Raw genomic sequence first — 16,985 nt, forward strand, 5'->3', positions numbered from 1 at the left:
AGATCGCCGTTCACACAGGCCCGCAAATCGACGATTTGCGTTGGAGACGGGGAGCGAAGCCGCAAGCAGTACGAGTAGTACGACAAGGCTTCGCTACGACGTCTCAAGGTCTGTGTGCGCGGCGCTTAGCTGAACTGCTTGCCTTCGGCGGCCAGCTTGGCCAGCAGCGGAGCAGGCTGCCAGAACTTGGCATCGTCGTTGGGGTTCTGGGCAAAGCGACCCATGGCCTGAACCACATTGAACAGGCCGACTTCGCCCGCATAGTGCATGGGACCGCCGCGCCACAGCGGAAAGCCGTAGCCGGTCAGATACACCATGTCGATATCGCCGGACTTGCTGGCAATGCCGTCCTCCAGAATGTGCGCGCCTTCGTTGACCAGCGCAAAGACCAGGCGCTGCACGATTTCCTCGTCGGAGATCTTGCGCGGCGTCAGCCCCAGGCTCTTGCGATGCTCGTCGATCATCTTGGTCACCACCTCCGAAGGGATGGCGTCGCGCTTGCCGGGCACATAGTCATACCAGCCCGCACCGGTCTTCTGACCAAAGCGGCCCAGCTCGCACAGACGGTCCGCGCTGGCGCTGTACTTCATGTCGGGTTGCTCGACATGGCGACGCTTGCGGATGGCCCAGCCGATATCGTTGCCGGCCAGATCGCCCATGCGGAACGGGCCCATGGCAAAGCCGAACTTCTCGATGGCCTTGTCCACCTGCTGTGGCGATGCACCTTCGTCCAGCAGGAAGCCGGCCTGGCGCGAGTACTGCTCGATCATGCGATTGCCGATAAAGCCGTCGCAGACGCCGGAGACCACGGCCGTCTTCTTGATCTTCTTGGCCACCTTCATCACCGTGGCCAGCACATCCTTGGCCGTGGCCTTGCCACGCACCACTTCCAGCAGCTTCATCACATTGGCGGGACTGAAGAAATGCATGCCCACCACGTCCTGCGGACGCTTGGTGAAGGCTGCGATCTTGTCCACATCGAGCGTAGAGGTGTTGGATGCCAGAATTGCGCCGGGCTTGGCCACTTCATCAAGCTGCTTGAAGACCTGCTCCTTCACGCCCAGTTCCTCGAACACGGCCTCGATGATGAGGTCGGCATTCTTCAGATCGCCATAGTTGAGCGTGGTGGACAGCAGGCCCATGCGCTGCTCGTACTTCTGCTCGGAGAGCTTACCCTTCTTGACCTGCGCTTCGTAGTTCTTGCGGATGGTCGCCACGCCACGGTCCAGGGCTTCCTGCTTGGTCTCCAGAATCGTGACGGGAATGCCCGCATTCAGGAAGTTCATGGAGATGCCGCCGCCCATGGTGCCGGCACCGATCACGCCCACAGTGCGGATTTCGCGAACTGGCGTGTCTGCGGGCACGTCGGGGATCTTGGAGGCGGCACGCTCGGCCATGAACAGATGGCGCAGCGAACGCGACTCGGGCGTCATCATCAGCTGCATGAAGGCTTCGCGCTCAGCCACCATACCGTCATCGAACTTCTTGGTCGTGGCGTTCTTGACGGCTTCCAGGCAGCGCAGGGGCGCAGGGAAGTTCTTGGACATGCCCTGCACCATGGTGGCGGCAAACTCGAAATAGGCCTCGCCCTGGGGATGCTTGCAGGACAGGTCGCGCACACGCGGCAGCGGGCGGACATCGGCGACCTCCAGCGCCAAGGCCCTAGCCTCGGCCAGCAGCGTCTCGGCCGAGGCCGACATCTTGTTGAACAGCTTCTGGCCGGGCAGCGTGGCCAGCATTTCGCTCATCACGGCCTCGCCGCTGACGATCATGTTGAGCGCGGCTTCCACACCCAAGACGCGCGGCAGGCGCTGGGTGCCGCCGGCGCCTGGCAGCAGGCCGAGCTTGACCTCGGGCAGCGCCACGGCCGTGCCGGGAGCCGCAATGCGGTAATGGCAGCCCAGCGCCAGTTCCAGCCCGCCCCCCATGCAGACGCTGTGGATCGCAGCAATCACAGGCTTGGTCGACAGGTCCAGTTGCTGGATGACCGAAATCAGATGCGGCTCACGGTAGGCATCTTCCTTGCCGAATTCGGTGATATCGGCTCCGCCCGAGAAGGCCTTGCCGGCCCCGGTGATCACAATGGCCTTGACGGCATTGTCCGCCAGAGCCTGGCGCAAACCTTCGACCACACCTCGTCTAGTGGCCAGACCCAGGCCGTTGACCGGCGGGTTGTTCAAGGTAATGACGGCGATGGCTCCGTCGACTTTGTATTCAGCAGTCATGCTGTTGTCCCCTGTTCAATAAATAGAAAAGAACGGTCGTGCGTTTTTTATTTTCCGAGTTTTGCTGCGTTGCGCAACTGATGCTTGTCCTCAATGAGACATCCCTGGGAAACAACCACTGACGCCATCCCCGTCAGAGATGCCATGCAAGCCGCGGCGCGGCGAGGCCGCCCGGGCGATGGCATCCTCCCCCTCCCGCAAGGCGAGGCAGGGGAAAGGCGCGAGAGGCGCCCCAGGGCGAGATTCACCTCAAACTTCCAGCCACTCCTTGCGAACCTTTTCGTTCGCCCTGAGGGTCTCGGGAGTGCCGTCGAACACGATATGTCCATGGCCCATGACCAGGGCCCGATCCGAGATATTCATGGCAATGGTCAGCTTTTGCTCGATCAGCAGCACGGACACGCCGCGATCCTTGATCTTCTTGAGGTATTCGCCCACCAGCTCCACGATCTTGGGTGCCAGCCCTTCCGTGGGTTCGTCGATGATGATGAGATCCGGGTCGCCCATCAACGTGCGGCAGAGCGTGAGCATCTGCTGCTCTCCGCCCGACATCACGCCGGCCTCGGTGTGCTGGCGCTCCTTGAGGCGAGGAAACATGGCATACATATCGTCAAAACCCCAGCGGCTGCTTTTGCCCTTGCCTTTCTGGCCCAGCATCAGGTTCTGATGCACGGTCAGATTGGGGAACACATCGCGGCTCTCCGGCACATAGCCGATACCCAGATGGGCCACCTCATAGGCTTTTTTGCCGTTCAGGTTCTTGCCTTTCCAGTCCAGCGCCCCCTCCCAGTGCACCAGGCCCATGATGGCCTTGGCCGTGGTGGAGCGGCCCGAACCGTTGCGCCCCAGCAAGGCCACGATTTCGCCCGCATGGACCTCGAAGTCCACGCCATGCAGCACATGGCTTTTGCCGTAGTAGGCATGCAAATCGTTGATCTTCAGCATCTCAATGCGCTCCTGCCTGTTGGTCTGCGACGGAAGATCCCAGATATGCTTCCTGCACTCTGGCGTTGGCACGCACGGCTTCGGGCGTGTCATAGGCGATGACCTCGCCATAGACCACCACGGCAATCTTGTCCGCGAGCCCGAAGACCACGCCCATGTCGTGCTCCACGGTCAGCAGCGTCTTGCCTTCGGTGACCTTCTTGATCAGCTGGATGAAATGCGCGGTTTCGCTGTTGCTCATGCCGGCCGTGGGCTCGTCCAGCAGGATGACGCTGGCACCGCCGCCGATGGTGATGCCGATCTCCAGCGCACGCTGCTCGGCATAGGTCAGGTTCACCGCCAGCGTGTCGCGCTTGCGGTGCAGGCCGATCATCTCCATCAGCTCGTTGGCGCGCTCGTTGGCGTCATGCAGATTGGAGAGAAAGCGCCAGAAGCTGTAGCGATAGCCCAGGCTCCAGAGCACGCTGCAGCGCAGGTTTTCAAACACCGAGAGCTTGGGAAAGATGTTCGTGATCTGAAAGCTGCGCGACAAGCCCATGCGATTGATTTCGAAGGGCTTCTTGCCGTTGATGCGCTGGCCGTGCAGCAGCACCTCGCCGCTGCTGGGCTCGAAGCGACCGCTGATCAGATTGAACAGCGTGCTCTTGCCGGCACCGTTGGGGCCGATGATGGCGATACGTTCGCCGGCATTGACCGCCAGGTTGGCGCCGCGAATGATTTCGGTCTTGCCGAAGCTCTTGCGCAGATCACGCAGCTCCAGCGCATGAGAGGACTGCTGCACCACTTGCGCAGCCGGTTGATGGATGGCGATGCTGGACATGGTTCAGCCCTCCCCTTTCTTGATGCTTTCTTCGATCGCTTCCTGTATGCGTCCCCAGCGGCGGGCCGTCAGGCGGCGCACGCCCTCCAGCAGGCCCAGGCCCACCACGAACACCACAATCGCCACGGTCCACGTGGAGGCTGCGCTGGTGTCCAGCTCGGCGCCCATGAAGGGCACCTTGGGGCCCAGCGCCGCGTTGAGCTGCATGTGATAGATCATCTCGATCAGCGACGCGGCACCTACCACCGTCACGATTCCGGCCGCCAGAATGCCCAGATAGGGCATCAGCAGGCGCTTGAAATGACCGAACTTGGCCACGCGCAGATTCATCATGATCAGGCTGGCCACACCGCCGGGCGCATACATGACCATGAGCAGGAACACCAGGCCCAGGTACAGCAGCCAGGCCTTGGTCAGCTCGGACAGCAACACCGAAGCCAGCACCAGCAGCACCGCACCGATGATGGGACCGAAGAAGAAGGTGGCGCCGCCCAGGAAGGTGAACAGCAGATAGCCGCCCGAGCGCACCACGCTGACACTGTCCATTGCCGTGATGATCTCGAAATTGATGGCCGTCAGCCCGCCACCGATACCCGCAAAAAAGCCTGCAATGATGAAGGCGAAGTAGCGCACGCGCTGGGTGTTGTAGCCCACGAACTCGACACGCTCGGGGTTGTCGCGCACGGCATTCAGCATGCGCCCCAGCGGCGTGCCGGTGAAGGCGAACATGGCTGCCGTGCAGACGAAGCAGTACACGGCAATCAGGTAATACACCTGCAGACCCGAGCCGAAGTCCAGCCCGAAGAACTTGCTGTAGACACGGTCCGTGGTGATGCCGCCCTCGCCGCCGAAGAACTCGGGGAACATCAGCGCCATGGAGGCCACCAGCTCTCCCAGCCCCATGGTGATCATGGCAAAGGTGGTGCCCGATTTCTTGGTCGTCACATAGCCGAAGAGCGCCGCAAAGAACATGCCCGCCAGGCCGCCCACGATGGGAATCAGCACCAGCGGAATGGCCATCTCGCCTGCGGCGGCCTTGTTCATGGCATGGATGGCCAGGAACGAGCCCAGGCCGGTATAGACCGCATGTCCGAAGCTCAGCATGCCGCCCTGTCCCAGCAGGATGTTGTAGGACAGGCAGATGATGATCAGATAGCCGATCTGGCTCAGCATGGTCAGCGCCAGCGAGCTGGTGAAGATCAGCGGTGCCACGATCAGCGCCAGCGCGAACAAACCCCAGACCAGAATGCGCCCTATGTTCAGGGGCTTGAAGCGGTAATGTGCCTGCGCCCGAGCTTTGTCTGCAGCAGAAGAATTCATGGGTGTTTTTGCAATCGAAGACATGGCTCAATCTCCTCTGGTACCCAGCAGGCCCTTGGGCCGGAAGATCAGAATCAGCACCAGAAACAGGTAAGGCAGAATCGGCGCGACCTGCGACAGCGTCAGCCGCAGCACGGGCCAGCCGAAGGTGGATTCATTGACCTGATGCCCCATGGAACTGAACAGGCCGGCCAGCGACCAGTCCAGCGCCACGGCAAAGGTCTGTACCACGCCGATCAGCAGCGAAGCCACGAAAGCCCCGGCCAGCGAGCCCATGCCGCCGACCACCACCACCACGAAAATGATGGAGCCCACGGAGGCCGCCATGGCGGGCTCGGTCACATAGGTGTTGCCACCGATCACACCGGCCAGACCTGCCAGCGCGCAGCCGCCGCCAAACACCAGCATGAAGACGCGCGGCACGTTGTGGCCCAGCGCCTCCACCATTTCGGGGTTCTTGAGCGCGGCCTGGATCACCAGGCCGATGCGTGTGCGCGTCAGCAACAGCCAGACGGCCACCAGCATCAGCAGCGCCACCAGCATCACAAAGGAGCGCGACTTGGGGAACTGCGTGCCGTACAAGGTAAACAGCGGCCCCTGCAGAGCCGCAGGCAGCGCATAGGGCACAGTGCCGCGCCCCCAGACGAGCTGCACCACTTCCAGAATCAGATAGGACAGGCCAAAGGTCACCAGCAGCTCGGGCACATGGCCGTACTTGTGCACGCGGCGCAGGCTGTAGCGCTCGAACAGCGCCCCCAGCACGCCCACCAGCACCGGGCTGAAAAAGAGCGCGGGCCAGAACCCGATGATGCCGCTGAGCGTGTATGCGAAATACGCGCCCAGCATATAGAAGCTGGTGTGGGCGAAATTCAGCACGCCCATCATGCTGAAGATCAGCGTCAGGCCCGAGCTGAGCATGAAGAGCAGCAGCCCGTAGCTCACACCGTTGAGCATGGATATGGTGAAAAATTCAGGCGTCATCGACTTGCCTTGTTCTCATGAGCGAAAAGACCGCTGCAGCACTGCACCTGTTATGCGTTCTGGTCGGTGCGGATGCTGCAGCACGAGGGAGGGTGAGAATATTCGGGCCCGGCTCAGGACGGACGCTTCATCTGGCAGCTGGTGGGCGTGCTCGCCACATAGGGCTCGTAGTACTTCACGGGCGCGAAGGTGTAGCCGGTGTTTTCGGCGTCATAGGGGAACTTGCCACCCGCCTTCTGCCACTTCGAGATGTACAGGCCCTGCTGCAACTGGTGGTCGCTCTTGCGCATTTCGACTTCGCCATTGAAGCTTTTGATCTTCATGCCCTCGAGAGCCGCCGCCACCTTGACCGGGTCGGTGGAGCCCGTCTTGACAAAGGCCGCATCCAGCAAGGCGAACACATGGTAGATCGAGCTTTGCGTCAGGTCGTCGTTGAACTTCTTCTTGAAGCTCTCCATGCTGGCCTGAATCGGCGCTCCCATGTTGTAGTGCCCGTAAGTCACGGTATAGACCTTGCCGTCGGAGGCCGCACCCATGGCGGTGGGAGCGCCGGCTCCAAACGCGTAATAGGTATAGAACTTGACGTTGTTCAGGCCGGCGTCATTGGCGGCCTTGAGCAGCAGCGACAGATCGGCCCCCCAGTTGCCGGTGATCACCGTATCGGCACCCGACTGCTTGATCTTGGCCACATAGGGCGCGAAGTCGCGTACCTGGGCCAGCGGAGAAAAGTCATCGCCCACGATCTGCACATCGGGACGCTTTCTCTTGAGCAGGTCCTTGGCGTACTTGGACACCTGCTGACCGTGCCCGTAGTTCTGGTTGATCAGATAGACCTTCTTGACCTCGGCATCGTCCTTCATGTAAGTGGTCAGCGCCTCCATCTTCATGGAGGTATCGGCATCGAGACGGAAATGCCAGTAGCTGCATTTGCTGTTGGTCAGGTCCGGGTCCACGGCCGCGTAGTTGAGATAGAGCAGCTCCTTGCCCTTATTGCGGCTGTTGTGCTTTTCCAGCGCATCCATGATGGCCAGCGCCGGGCCCGAGCCATTGCCCTGCGTCACATAGCGCACGCCCTGATCCATGGCCGAGCGCAGCGCGGCCGTGGTTTCCTGCGGGCTGAGCTTGTTGTCCAGCGCCACGATCTCGAACTTCACGCCCGAGGCATTTTTCTTGTTGAACTCCTCCGCCAGCAGCTGAAAGGTCTTGAGCTGATTCGTTCCCACAGCGGCCATCAGACCTGACAAGGGATCAATCCAGGCGATCTTGACGGTTTCGCCCTTCTGAGCCCAGGCTCCACCTGCACTCACGGCCATGGCCGAGACGGCCACTGCTCGCATAACCCATTTCATACTTGTCTCCTTTCACCATTTTTGCTAGCGACTGACGCCAATCTACCGGTCGGTAGACTTTTTCCCGCTGGGGAAAGCCTTAGGAACTATCACGCATGCGACTTGCCGGGCCGATTCGCAGTAGTTGGCGACACTTGCGCGACAGCTGCTCGCACTTGCAGACGAATGAAACCCGCGATCAAAAAAGGGCGCCACCAGGGCGCCCCGAAATCCGCTTCTCTCGCATCGCCTCAGGAGGGACGCTTCATCTGGCAGCTGGTGGGAGTGCTGGCCACATAGGGTTCGAAGTACTTCACGGGTGCAAAGGTATAGCCCGTGTTCTCGGAGTCCATGGGGTATTTGCCGCCGGCCTTTTCCCAGCGCGCGATGTACAGACCCTGCTGCAGCTGGTGATCGCTCTTGCGCATCTCGACCTCGCCGTTGTAGTTCTGGAACTTCATGCCCTCCATGGTCGCCGCGACCTTGACGGGATCGGTGGTCTTGGCCTTGGCAAAAGCCTGATCGAGCATGTTCAGCCCCGTGTACACGGTGCCGGTGTACATATCCTCGTTGACCTTGGCCTTGAAGCCCTTGACGATCTTGTCCATGGCGCCGGGCATGTTCAAGTGGCCGTAGCCCACCATATAGACCTTGCCTGCCGCCGCCGCACCCATGGCCGTGGGAGCTCCCGTGGCAATGGCGTAATAGGTGTAGAACTTGACGTTGTTCAGGCCCGCATCGTTGGCAGCCTTGATCAGCAGTGCCAGGTCCGAGCCCCAGTTGCCCGTGATCACCGTGTCTGCGCCCGACTGCTTGATCTTGGCCACATAGGGCGCGAAGTCGCGCACCTGGGCCAGCGGCGAGAAGTCGTCACCCACGACTTCCACATCGGGGCGCTTGCGCTTGAGCATCTCCTTGGCGTACTTGGACACCTGCTGGCCATGCGAGTAGTTCTGGTTGATCAGATAGACCTTCTTGATCTCTGGCACGTCCTTCATATACGTGGTCAAGGCCTCCATCTTCATGGAGGTATCGGCATCGAGACGGAAATGCCAGTAGCTGCACTTGCTGTTGGTCAGATCGGGGTCCACGGCCGCATAGTTGAGGAACACGACCTCCTTGCCCTTGTTGCGCGCATTGTGCTTTTCCAGCGCATCCATGATGGCCAGCGCCGGTCCCGAGCCGTTGCCCTGGAACACATAGCGCACGCCCTGGTCCATGGCCGAACGCAGCGCGGCCGTGGTCTCCTGCGGGCTGAGCTTGTTGTCGATGCCGATGATCTCGAACTTCACCCCCGAAGCATTGCCCTTGTTGAGTTCCTCTGCCACGTACTGCAGGCTTTTGAGCTGGTTGGAACCCAGCGCTGCCATCAGGCCCGAGAGCGGGTCAATCCAGGCGACCTTGACGGTCTCTCCCTTCTGGGCCATCGCGCTCCCCGCGCACGCCAGGATCACCGATGCTGTCAAAGCCTTGATTGCAAACTTCATAGAGCGTCTCCGTTGGTGTTTATGAGCGACACCCAGACTAAAGGGCAAGCCAGCGCCTGCGGCCTGGGGGTTGCCCTAGCGCATATCACATTGGCGACTGCAGGGTTTACCTTAGGCCACAACTTCAAAAACCATAGCTGCATTCTCCTACCCATTAAGGGCCAGAGGCACTTGAGACTTCAACAGTCTGGAGCGGCAACTGGCTTCCGTCAGCCGCTGGCCGCCCAAGCTGCTCAACACCTGGGCTTGGGCAATCTCCTCTCCTCCAGATGCGGTCGCATCTGCAGCGTCAACGGGCCGAAGCTCAACCTGCCGGCCTTGACCCTGGCCTGCTGCTCCACCCCACCGGGTAGAGCTTTTCAAAGCGTGCTTCCTCCATCGGCGCCAAAGCAGATAGTGGAACAGGCCACGCGCTCCCTCAAGCCCATGGGGACGAGCAAACACCGGTTGCTGACGCACCCACCATTGCATGGCCAACGGCGGCAGTTTGTCGCCCAGATCGATCCAAATGGCCCAGCCGCCCAGACAAAAAAGCCATCATCTCGCGATGATGGCTTTGGTCGGGCCGCGTCAGGCCTAAGGCGGTTCAGGCTGCCGTGGGCAGCTTGTAGTCCTTGAGCTCCTCACGCAAACGGGTCTTGAGCATCTTGCCCGTGGCGCCAATCGGAATCGCCTCCACAAACACCACATCATCTGGAATCTGCCACTTGGCCGTCTTGCCCTCGTAGAACTTCAGCAGCTCCTCGCGCGTGATTTCCGCGCCGGGCTTCTTGACCACCGCCACGATGGGGCGCTCGTCCCACTTGGGATGCGGCATGCCTATGCAGGCTGCCATGGCCACGGCCGGGTTGGCCATGGCGATGTTCTCTATATCGATGGAGCTGATCCACTCGCCGCCGGACTTGATCACGTCCTTGCTGCGGTCGGTGATCTGCATGTAGCCATCGGGGTCGATCGTTGCCACATCCCCCGTCGGGAACCAGCCATAGCCGTCAGCCCCGCGCACCAGGGGGTTGCCACTGCCTTTGTAGTAGCTGTCGATGATCCAGGGGCCGCGCACCAGCAGGTCGCCATAGCTCTTGCCATCCCAGGGCTGCTCGTCGCCGGCGTCGTTGACGATCTTCATCTCCACGCCATAGATCGCGCGCCCCTGCTTCTGCCGGATCTTCATCTGCTCGTCCTTGGGCAGGTCCAGATGCTTGTTCTTGAGCGTGCACAGCGTGCCCAGGGGACTCATCTCCGTCATGCCCCAGGCGTGCAGAACCTCCACGCCATAGTCATCCTGGAAGGCCGTGATCATGGCTGGCGGGCAGGCGGAGCCGCCGATCACCGTGCGATTGAGCTTGGAAAAACGCAGGCCGCCCGGCTTCATGTAGCCAAGCAGCATCTGCCAGACGGTGGGCACGCCGGCAGCAAAGGTGACGCCTTCAGACTCGATGAGTTCGTACACCGACTTGCCATCGAGCGCCGGGCCCGGGAAGACCATCTTGCAGCCGGTGAGCGCCGCCGAATAAGGCAAGCCCCAGGCATTGACGTGAAACATGGGAACCACGGGCAGCACCGAATCACGGGCCGACAGGCACATCACGTCCGGCAGCGCGGCAGCATAGGCGTGCAAGGTACTGGAGCGGTGGCTGTAGAGCACGGCCTTGGGATTGCCCGTGGTGCCGCTGGTGTAGCACATGCTGGATGCGGTGTTTTCGTCGAACTGCGGCCAGCGGTATTGATCGGACTGGCCCGCAATCCAGCTCTCGTAGCTGATGAGGCCGGGAATGCCGCTGTCTGCCGGCAGGCGGTCCGCATCGCAGAGCACCACCCATTGCCGCACCTCTGGGCATTTGGCATGCACCGCCTGGATGATGGGCAAAAAGGTCAGGTCAAAGCACAGCACCTTGTCTTCGGCGTGGTTGACGATCCAGGCAATCTGCTCGGGATGCAGGCGCGGGTTGACGGTGTGCAGCACCCGGCCCGAGCCGCTGACGCCGAAATACATCTCCATGTGCCGATAGCCATTCCAGGCCAGGCTGGCCACCCTGTCGCCATGGGCCAGGCCCATAGCATCGAGCTTGTTGGCCAGCTGACGCGAGCGGGCCGCCAGTTCCTTGTAGGTATAGCGGTGGATATCGCCCTCCACACGGCGGGAGACGATCTCCCCGTCGGCATGGTTGCGCGCGGCAAACTCGATCAGGGAAGAAATCAACAGCGGCTGGCTTTGCATCAGACCCAACATTGGCAGTCTCCTGGATAGCGTTGTGATGATCGGCAAGCATCCTATCTCGGGCTTCCCTGCCGTCATCCGAGGACTGTCACCAATGCGTAACCGTGGCGACGTTTGTCTGCATCCTCCCTCTGAACGACAAACAAGCACTCAGGGAAAAACCTAGGACGATCTCCAGCGTCAACCGGCTCAACAACCCTGCAAGCCCTGTCCCTGATGCCGCTCAAGCACAATGCCTGCATGAGCGAATCCCCTGCCCCGCAATGGCGCAAGCCCGGCCGCTTCGAAGCCCTGGGCCCGGCTTTTTTCACCTATCTGCAACCCACGCCCGTACCCGAGCCGCAATGGATTGCCACCAGCACCAGCGCGGCACGCTGGATGGATCTGGACCCCGAATGGCTGCACAGCGCCGAAGCGCTGCAAATCCTCAGCGGCAATGCCGTCTCCGACCAAGGCAGCGGCGGCAGCAAGCCGCTGGCCACGGTCTATAGCGGCCACCAGTTCGGCGTCTGGGCCGGCCAGCTCGGCGACGGCCGCGCCATCCTGCTGGGCGAAACCGAGCAGGGCTTTGAAATCCAGCTCAAGGGAGCAGGCCGCACGCCCTATTCGCGCATGGGCGACGGCCGGGCCGTGCTGCGCTCGTCGATTCGCGAGTTTCTCTGCAGCGAAGCCATGGCGGCCCTGGGCATTCCCACCACGCGTGCGCTGGCGCTGACGGGCTCGCCCCTGCCCGTGGCGCGCGAGACCATGGAAACCGCCGCCGTCGTGACGCGTGTGGCCGAGAGCTTCATCCGCTTCGGCCATTTCGAGCATTTCGCCGCACGCGATATGCAGGCCGAGCTGCGCGCCCTGGCCGATCTGGTCATAGACCAGCACTATCCCGAGTGCCGCACGGCCACCGCGCTGAACGGCAACCACTACGCCAATTTGCTGCAGGCCGTGAGCGAGCGCACGGCCCAATTGCTGGCCCGGTGGCAGGGTGTGGGCTTCTGCCACGGCGTGATGAATACCGACAATATGAGCATTCTGGGCCTGACCATCGATTACGGCCCCTTCCAGTTTCTCGACGCCTTCGACCCCGGCCATATCTGCAACCACAGCGACAGCCAGGGCCGCTATGCCTTCAACCGCCAGCCCCAGGTGGCCTACTGGAATCTGTATTGCCTGGGCCAGGCCCTGCTGCCGCTGATCGGCGACGAAGAGCTGACGATTGCGGCGCTTGAGTCGTACAAGACCGTCTTTCCCGCCGCCTATGCGCGCCAGATGCTGGCCAAGCTGGGCCTGCCCGAGAACGAGGCCGGCACGCCGGCCACCGAAGGCCGCTTTGCACTGCTGGTCAACCCGCTGCTGCAGATCCTGGCCGACAACAAGGTGGACTACACCATCTTCTTCAGTCGCCTGACCGATGCCGTCGCACAGGGGCAGGCAAGACCGATCGACTTCGAGCCGCTGCGTAACATCATTCTTGACCGGGCCAGCTTCGATGCCTGGTCGCTCACTTATTCAGAGCAGCTGGCGCAAGTGGATAGCGTGCAGGCCATGGCTTTGATGCAAGAATCCAATCCGCGCTTTGTGCTGCGCAACCATCTGGGCGAAACCGTGATCCGCGCCGCCCAGGACGGTGACTTCGCGCCGGTGCAGCAGATGCTGGCCGTGCTGCAAGCGCCTTGTGACTCGCATCCGGACCACGCTGACTGGGCCGGCTTCCCGCCCGACTGGGCTTCCTCGATTGAAATCAGCTGTTCATCATGAGCTTTCCCATCCAGAAATCCGACCAAGAATGGCAAGCCCTGCTGCAGGACAAGGGGGCTGAAACCGCGGCCTTCCAGGTCACGCGCCATGCGGCCACCGAGCGCCCCTTCACCGGCAAATACGAGCAGTTCTGGGCCGACGGCAGCTACCACTGCGTCTGCTGCGGCAACAAGCTGTTCGACTCGCACACCAAGTTCGATGCGGGCTGCGGCTGGCCCAGCTTTGACCAGGCCGTGCCCGGCGCCATCACCAATATCGTGGATCGCAGCCACGGCATGGTGCGCACCGAGACGGTGTGCAGCAACTGCGGCGCTCATCTGGGCCATGTCTTTCCCGACGGTCCCACCGACACCGGACTGCGCTACTGCATGAATTCAGCCTCGCTGGATTTCCAGGGTGAACACCAAAAATAAGAGCTGACAAGGCTTGAGCAGCAAGGCCTCAGCCATGCCGGCACGGGCGCGCTGCGCAGGCCCTGGCTATCAGCTTTGATAGCTGAATCCGTCCGGCTCACAAGGCTTTGCTGGCGGTACGGCCCGAGCTTTGGTGCATGATGCGGATTTGCTCGCTGCGCCGGGAACCTTGCCGGTGCTGCGCAGTCTGAATTTCAGAACGACTACCATTTCGCGCATGAAGCTGCTGATTGATTTCTTCCCCATCATCCTGTTTTTCGTGGCCTTCAAGGTCTGGGGCATCTACACCGCCACGGCCGTGGCCATTGTCGCCACCGTGGCGCAGATTGCCTATCTGCGCTTGAAGACCGGCAAGATCGAACCCATGCAATGGATGAGCCTCGGTGTCATCGTGCTGTTCGGCGGCGCCACTTTGCTGGCCCATGACGACAATTTCATCAAATGGAAGCCCACGGTGCTGTACTGGCTCATGGGCGGCGCGCTGCTGATCGGCCAGCTGGTGTTCAAGAAGAACCTGCTGCGCTCCGTCATGGGTGCGCAGCTGCAGCTGCCCGATGCCATCTGGCTCAAGCTCAACTGGGCCTGGACCGCGTTCTTCGCGGCCATGGGCGCGCTCAACATCTGGGTGGCCTATAACTTCGACACCGACACCTGGGTCAACTTCAAGCTGTTTGGAGGCATGGGACTGATGGTGGTGTTCGTGATTGCGCAAGCCATCTACATGAGCCGCTACCTGCCCCAGGACGGCGCGCCCAGCGCCGCCGAAGCCAAGGACAAGCAGCCATGAACCTGACCATCAGTGCCCAGGCCATGGACGCCGCCCTGCGCCAGCGTCTGGCCCCGACCCAGCTCGAAGTCATCGACGAGAGCTATCAGCATGCTGGCCATGCCGGTGCCAATGACAGCGGCGTGGGCACGCATTTTCGCGTACGCATTGCTTGCCCAGCCTTTGATGGCAAAAGCCGCGTGGCACGCCATCGCCTTGTGTATGATGCACTGCAAGACTTCATTGACCAGGGTGCTCATGCCATCGCCATTGAAGTACTTTGAGAACCCACGGTTCTGACCACAGGCTCCTTGACGGGAGCCTGTTGTGTATGGACTGAACTTCATTCACTTTTCTCGATCTCAACTCGAATGAGCATGAAACAAAAGCAACTGGCCCGCATCGTGGGCGCCACAGTTCTGGGCTTTGCCGCCCTGTCCGCCTCGGCCCAGAATGTGGCCATCGTCAATGGCAAGGCCGTGCCCATGGCCCGCGTCAACGCCCTGAAGGCCCAGATCGAAGCCAGCGGCCAGCCCGTTGCCCCCGAGATGGACAAGATGATCAAGGACGAGGTCATCGCACGTGAAGTCTTCATGCAGGAAGCCAACCGCCGCGGTCTGGCCGCCTCCGAGGCCTACAAGCAGCAGATGGACATGGCCCGCCAGACCGTGCTGATCCGTGCGCTGTTCGAAGACTTCCAGAAGAAGAACCCCGTGACCGATGCCGAAGCCAAGGCCGAATACGACAAGTTCGTCGAGGCCAATGGCGGCAAGGAATACAAGGCCAGCCACATCCTGGTGGAATCCGAGGACCGCGCCAAGGCCATCATCGCCGAAGTGAAGGCCGGCAAGAAGTTCGAAGACATCGCCAAGAAGGAATCCAAGGACCCCGGATCGGGTGCCCGCGGCGGCGATCTGGACTGGGCCAACCCCAACAACTACGTGCCCGAGTTCACAGAGGCACTGATCAAGCTCAAGAAGGGCGAGATGACCGACACGCCCGTCAAGAGCCAGTTTGGCTGGCACATCATCCGCATGGATGACGAGCGCCAGGCCGAAATGCCCAAGTTCGAGGACGTCAAGCCCCAGATCACCCAGCAGCTGCAACAGCAAAAGCTGCAGCAATTCCAGGATCAGCTGCGCAAAAGCGCAAAAATCCAGTAACATGCTCTTACGCCAGACCTGAAAAGGACTGGCCAGACCATCACCCAAGCCCGCGTCAAGCGGGCTTTTTTTGTCTCATCGCTGCGGTTTTGCTACATCTTCCGCAGCACCCTGACCAGACTCAGACTTGGCTGGCGGCAATTGCTCGGGCTTTCTTGGACGGCAATGCGGGGGCTTTCGTGCCGCGCCAGAGCCTTCTTCCGCCCCCTCTTTGGCGGCTCGCCGACGACCCTGGTCCTCGGTCTGCAAAGGACACAGCGGCAATTGCGCCGACAAACGAGAGTTTTGTGGCGCCATCGCATCGGCCACCGTGGCGTCGGCCACCGTGGCATCGGCTGCCGGGGCAACAGGCTGCACAGCGTCCGTGCTCCGAGAAGACGCCTTGGCTGCCGGAGCCCCGCGCGCAGCCGGTGCCGCACTGGGAGCGGGAGCAGCTTGGAATGGCGGCATGGGCGCCGACGCAGATACGGCAGCCTCCATGCCCAAGGCCTCCGGTGCTTTCTCTGTCTGCACTGACGCCCGGCTCCCCCTGGATTCCGGGGTCTGCGCAGCCGCGCGTTCAGCGCTGGCGGCCGAAGCAGCTGGCTCAGGCGTTGCCCGCTGTGCATCGACGGCCTGCGACGCAGCGTCCCCCTCAGGCCGGGCCACGGCTTCGGCCCTGGAATCCGGTTCGCCCCCCCTGCCCTGGTCCGGGCCACTCCACCAGGCCGCATGCTGCAGCATCAGCCAGCCCACCAGTCCGACGGCCGCCAGCCCACCCAGCGCATGCCGCAGCCAGTAGCGGTCGTTGGCCGCAGGCTGGTCCGCCGGTGCCCCGGCCGCACGCTGGCGTGCGCACTCGAGAATGGCGGCGCTGCTTTGCGCACTGGGGCCACGGTCCTCTGCCACGGCCTCGTGGTAGAGCTCGCGCAGCACATCGGGCTTGCCGTTGCCGGGCGGGGTTTCGGGGTGCATATTCATGCCAGTTCCTCCAGCGCGGCACGCAGTTTGGCACGCGCATAGCGCAAGCGGCTTTTAGCTGTTTCCTCGGCAACACCGGTGGCCTGGGCAATTTCGGCCAGTGTCAGATCAGCCTCGACCTGCAGCAGAAAGCACTCGCGCTGCTCACAAGGAAGCCGCGCCAATGCCGCCAGAATGGCCTGGGCCATGAGTTGGCGATCGAGTTGCTGCTCAGGCTCGAAGCCCGATGCCGCAAACAGGCTTTCGGCCAGCCGCAGGGACTCTTGCGTGTCTGCCGACAGGCTGATGCCCGGCCTTTGCCTACGCCAGTGATCGACCAGGCGGTTGTGTGCCATGGTGAACAGCCAGGTCGTGAACTTGCTGCGCACCTCATAGCGGGAGGCACTGTCCACCACGGCAAACCAGAGGTCCTGCGCCAGATCGTCGGCCAGTGCCGCATCGCCCGTGTTGCGATAGAAATAGCGCCACATACGCAGGCTGTGCCGGGCATAAAGCGTCTCGAACGCCGTGGCCTGCCCTGCGGCATAGCTGCGCATCAGGGCTTCGTCGGCGGGTGTGTCTGGTGCAGGCTGCGGTGCGAGCATGCCCGCGATTATGCAAACTCCGC

General features: G+C 61.8%; 15 protein-coding genes. 5 read left to right on the forward strand and 10 right to left on the reverse strand.

Going from position 1 to position 16,985, the window contains the following annotated elements; translation table 11 throughout:
- Positions 1–125 precede the first annotated feature (125 nt).
- The 8 genes from O987_RS17400 to O987_RS17435 all read right to left on the reverse strand — a co-directional run bounded on the left by O987_RS17400 (position 126) and on the right by O987_RS17435 (position 11,336).
- On the reverse strand, positions 126–2,225 hold the full coding sequence (locus tag O987_RS17400; RefSeq protein ID WP_043373752.1) for a 3-hydroxyacyl-CoA dehydrogenase NAD-binding domain-containing protein: 2,100 nt from the start codon (positions 2,223–2,225) through the stop codon (positions 126–128).
- Between the two features lie 249 nt (positions 2,226–2,474).
- Positions 2,475–3,170 carry an ABC transporter ATP-binding protein gene (locus O987_RS17405; protein WP_003053748.1) on the reverse strand — a complete coding sequence of 232 codons (696 nt, stop codon included), beginning with the start codon at positions 3,168–3,170 and terminating at the stop codon, positions 2,475–2,477.
- 1 nt (position 3,171) lies between these two features.
- Positions 3,172–3,990, reverse strand: a complete 819-nt coding sequence (locus tag O987_RS17410) for an ABC transporter ATP-binding protein (RefSeq protein WP_051962206.1) — start codon at positions 3,988–3,990, stop codon at positions 3,172–3,174.
- A 3-nt stretch (positions 3,991–3,993) separates the two neighbouring features.
- Positions 3,994–5,334, reverse strand: coding sequence for a branched-chain amino acid ABC transporter permease (locus tag O987_RS17415; RefSeq protein WP_043373754.1), 1,341 nt, complete (start codon positions 5,332–5,334; stop codon positions 3,994–3,996).
- A 3-nt stretch (positions 5,335–5,337) separates the two neighbouring features.
- Positions 5,338–6,291, reverse strand: coding sequence for a branched-chain amino acid ABC transporter permease (locus tag O987_RS17420; protein WP_043373756.1), 954 nt, complete (start codon positions 6,289–6,291; stop codon positions 5,338–5,340).
- Between the two features lie 113 nt (positions 6,292–6,404).
- Positions 6,405–7,640 carry a branched-chain amino acid ABC transporter substrate-binding protein gene (locus tag O987_RS17425; protein WP_043373759.1) on the reverse strand — a complete coding sequence of 412 codons (1,236 nt, stop codon included), beginning with the start codon at positions 7,638–7,640 and terminating at the stop codon, positions 6,405–6,407.
- Between the two features lie 230 nt (positions 7,641–7,870).
- The gene (locus O987_RS17430; protein WP_003053735.1) at positions 7,871–9,106 is read right to left on the reverse strand and encodes a branched-chain amino acid ABC transporter substrate-binding protein; all 1,236 of its coding nucleotides are present in this window, start codon (positions 9,104–9,106) and stop codon (positions 7,871–7,873) included.
- Positions 9,107–9,692: 586 nt separating this feature from the next.
- The gene (locus O987_RS17435; RefSeq protein ID WP_043373762.1) at positions 9,693–11,336 is read right to left on the reverse strand and encodes a 3-(methylthio)propionyl-CoA ligase; all 1,644 of its coding nucleotides are present in this window, start codon (positions 11,334–11,336) and stop codon (positions 9,693–9,695) included.
- Positions 11,337–11,540: 204 nt separating this feature from the next.
- Here O987_RS17435 and O987_RS17440 point away from each other — a divergent pair, with 204 nt between their 5' ends.
- The 5 genes from O987_RS17440 (at position 11,541) to O987_RS17460 (ending at position 15,418) form a co-directional block, all read left to right on the forward strand.
- A complete protein-coding gene (locus O987_RS17440) occupies positions 11,541–13,076 on the forward strand; it encodes a protein adenylyltransferase SelO (RefSeq protein WP_043373764.1) in 1,536 nt (511 codons plus the stop codon).
- Positions 13,073–13,489 (forward strand): peptide-methionine (R)-S-oxide reductase MsrB, encoded by a 417-nt coding sequence (gene msrB, locus O987_RS17445; protein ID WP_003053727.1) that lies wholly within the window; start codon positions 13,073–13,075, stop codon positions 13,487–13,489. The genes O987_RS17440 and msrB overlap by 4 nt, the downstream gene beginning before the upstream one ends.
- Before the next feature lie 217 nt (positions 13,490–13,706).
- A complete protein-coding gene (locus O987_RS17450) occupies positions 13,707–14,276 on the forward strand; it encodes a septation protein A (protein WP_003053725.1) in 570 nt (189 codons plus the stop codon).
- Positions 14,273–14,539 (forward strand): BolA family protein, encoded by a 267-nt coding sequence (locus tag O987_RS17455; protein WP_043373767.1) that lies wholly within the window; start codon positions 14,273–14,275, stop codon positions 14,537–14,539. Before O987_RS17450 ends, O987_RS17455 begins: the two co-directional genes overlap by 4 nt.
- Positions 14,540–14,626: 87 nt before the next feature.
- Positions 14,627–15,418 carry a peptidylprolyl isomerase gene (locus O987_RS17460; RefSeq protein ID WP_419177846.1) on the forward strand — a complete coding sequence of 264 codons (792 nt, stop codon included), beginning with the start codon at positions 14,627–14,629 and terminating at the stop codon, positions 15,416–15,418.
- A 75-nt stretch (positions 15,419–15,493) separates the two neighbouring features.
- Here the strand turns inward: O987_RS17460 and O987_RS17465 are convergent, their stop codons facing one another.
- The gene (locus O987_RS17465) at positions 15,494–16,378 is read right to left on the reverse strand and encodes a hypothetical protein (protein WP_043373770.1); all 885 of its coding nucleotides are present in this window, start codon (positions 16,376–16,378) and stop codon (positions 15,494–15,496) included.
- Entirely contained in the window at positions 16,375–16,962 is a 588-nt protein-coding gene (locus O987_RS17470; protein WP_003053718.1) for an RNA polymerase sigma factor, read from the reverse strand. Before O987_RS17470 ends, O987_RS17465 begins: the two co-directional genes overlap by 4 nt.
- Positions 16,963–16,985 lie beyond the last annotated feature (23 nt).

Source organism: Comamonas testosteroni TK102 (assembly GCF_000739375.1).
Taxonomy (GTDB): domain Bacteria; phylum Pseudomonadota; class Gammaproteobacteria; order Burkholderiales; family Burkholderiaceae_C; genus Comamonas; species Comamonas brasiliensis.

Coding starts and splice junctions, on each gene's coding strand:
- O987_RS17465 (WP_043373770.1), bottom strand. CDS start 16,378: ATGAATATGCACCCCGAAACCCCGCCCGGCAACGGCAAGCCCGATGTG.
- O987_RS17420 (WP_043373756.1), bottom strand. CDS start 6,291: ATGACGCCTGAATTTTTCACCATATCCATGCTCAACGGTGTGAGCTAC.
- O987_RS17455 (WP_043373767.1), top strand. CDS start 14,273: ATGAACCTGACCATCAGTGCCCAGGCCATGGACGCCGCCCTGCGCCAG.
- O987_RS17460 (WP_419177846.1), top strand. CDS start 14,627: ATGAGCATGAAACAAAAGCAACTGGCCCGCATCGTGGGCGCCACAGTT.
- O987_RS17430 (WP_003053735.1), bottom strand. CDS start 9,106: ATGAAGTTTGCAATCAAGGCTTTGACAGCATCGGTGATCCTGGCGTGC.
- O987_RS17405 (WP_003053748.1), bottom strand. CDS start 3,170: ATGCTGAAGATCAACGATTTGCATGCCTACTACGGCAAAAGCCATGTG.
- O987_RS17440 (WP_043373764.1), top strand. CDS start 11,541: ATGCCGCTCAAGCACAATGCCTGCATGAGCGAATCCCCTGCCCCGCAA.
- O987_RS17470 (WP_003053718.1), bottom strand. CDS start 16,962: ATGCTCGCACCGCAGCCTGCACCAGACACACCCGCCGACGAAGCCCTG.
- msrB (WP_003053727.1), top strand. CDS start 13,073: ATGAGCTTTCCCATCCAGAAATCCGACCAAGAATGGCAAGCCCTGCTG.
- O987_RS17400 (WP_043373752.1), bottom strand. CDS start 2,225: ATGACTGCTGAATACAAAGTCGACGGAGCCATCGCCGTCATTACCTTG.
- O987_RS17450 (WP_003053725.1), top strand. CDS start 13,707: ATGAAGCTGCTGATTGATTTCTTCCCCATCATCCTGTTTTTCGTGGCC.
- O987_RS17435 (WP_043373762.1), bottom strand. CDS start 11,336: ATGTTGGGTCTGATGCAAAGCCAGCCGCTGTTGATTTCTTCCCTGATC.
- O987_RS17425 (WP_043373759.1), bottom strand. CDS start 7,640: ATGAAATGGGTTATGCGAGCAGTGGCCGTCTCGGCCATGGCCGTGAGT.
- O987_RS17415 (WP_043373754.1), bottom strand. CDS start 5,334: ATGTCTTCGATTGCAAAAACACCCATGAATTCTTCTGCTGCAGACAAA.
- O987_RS17410 (WP_051962206.1), bottom strand. CDS start 3,990: ATGTCCAGCATCGCCATCCATCAACCGGCTGCGCAAGTGGTGCAGCAG.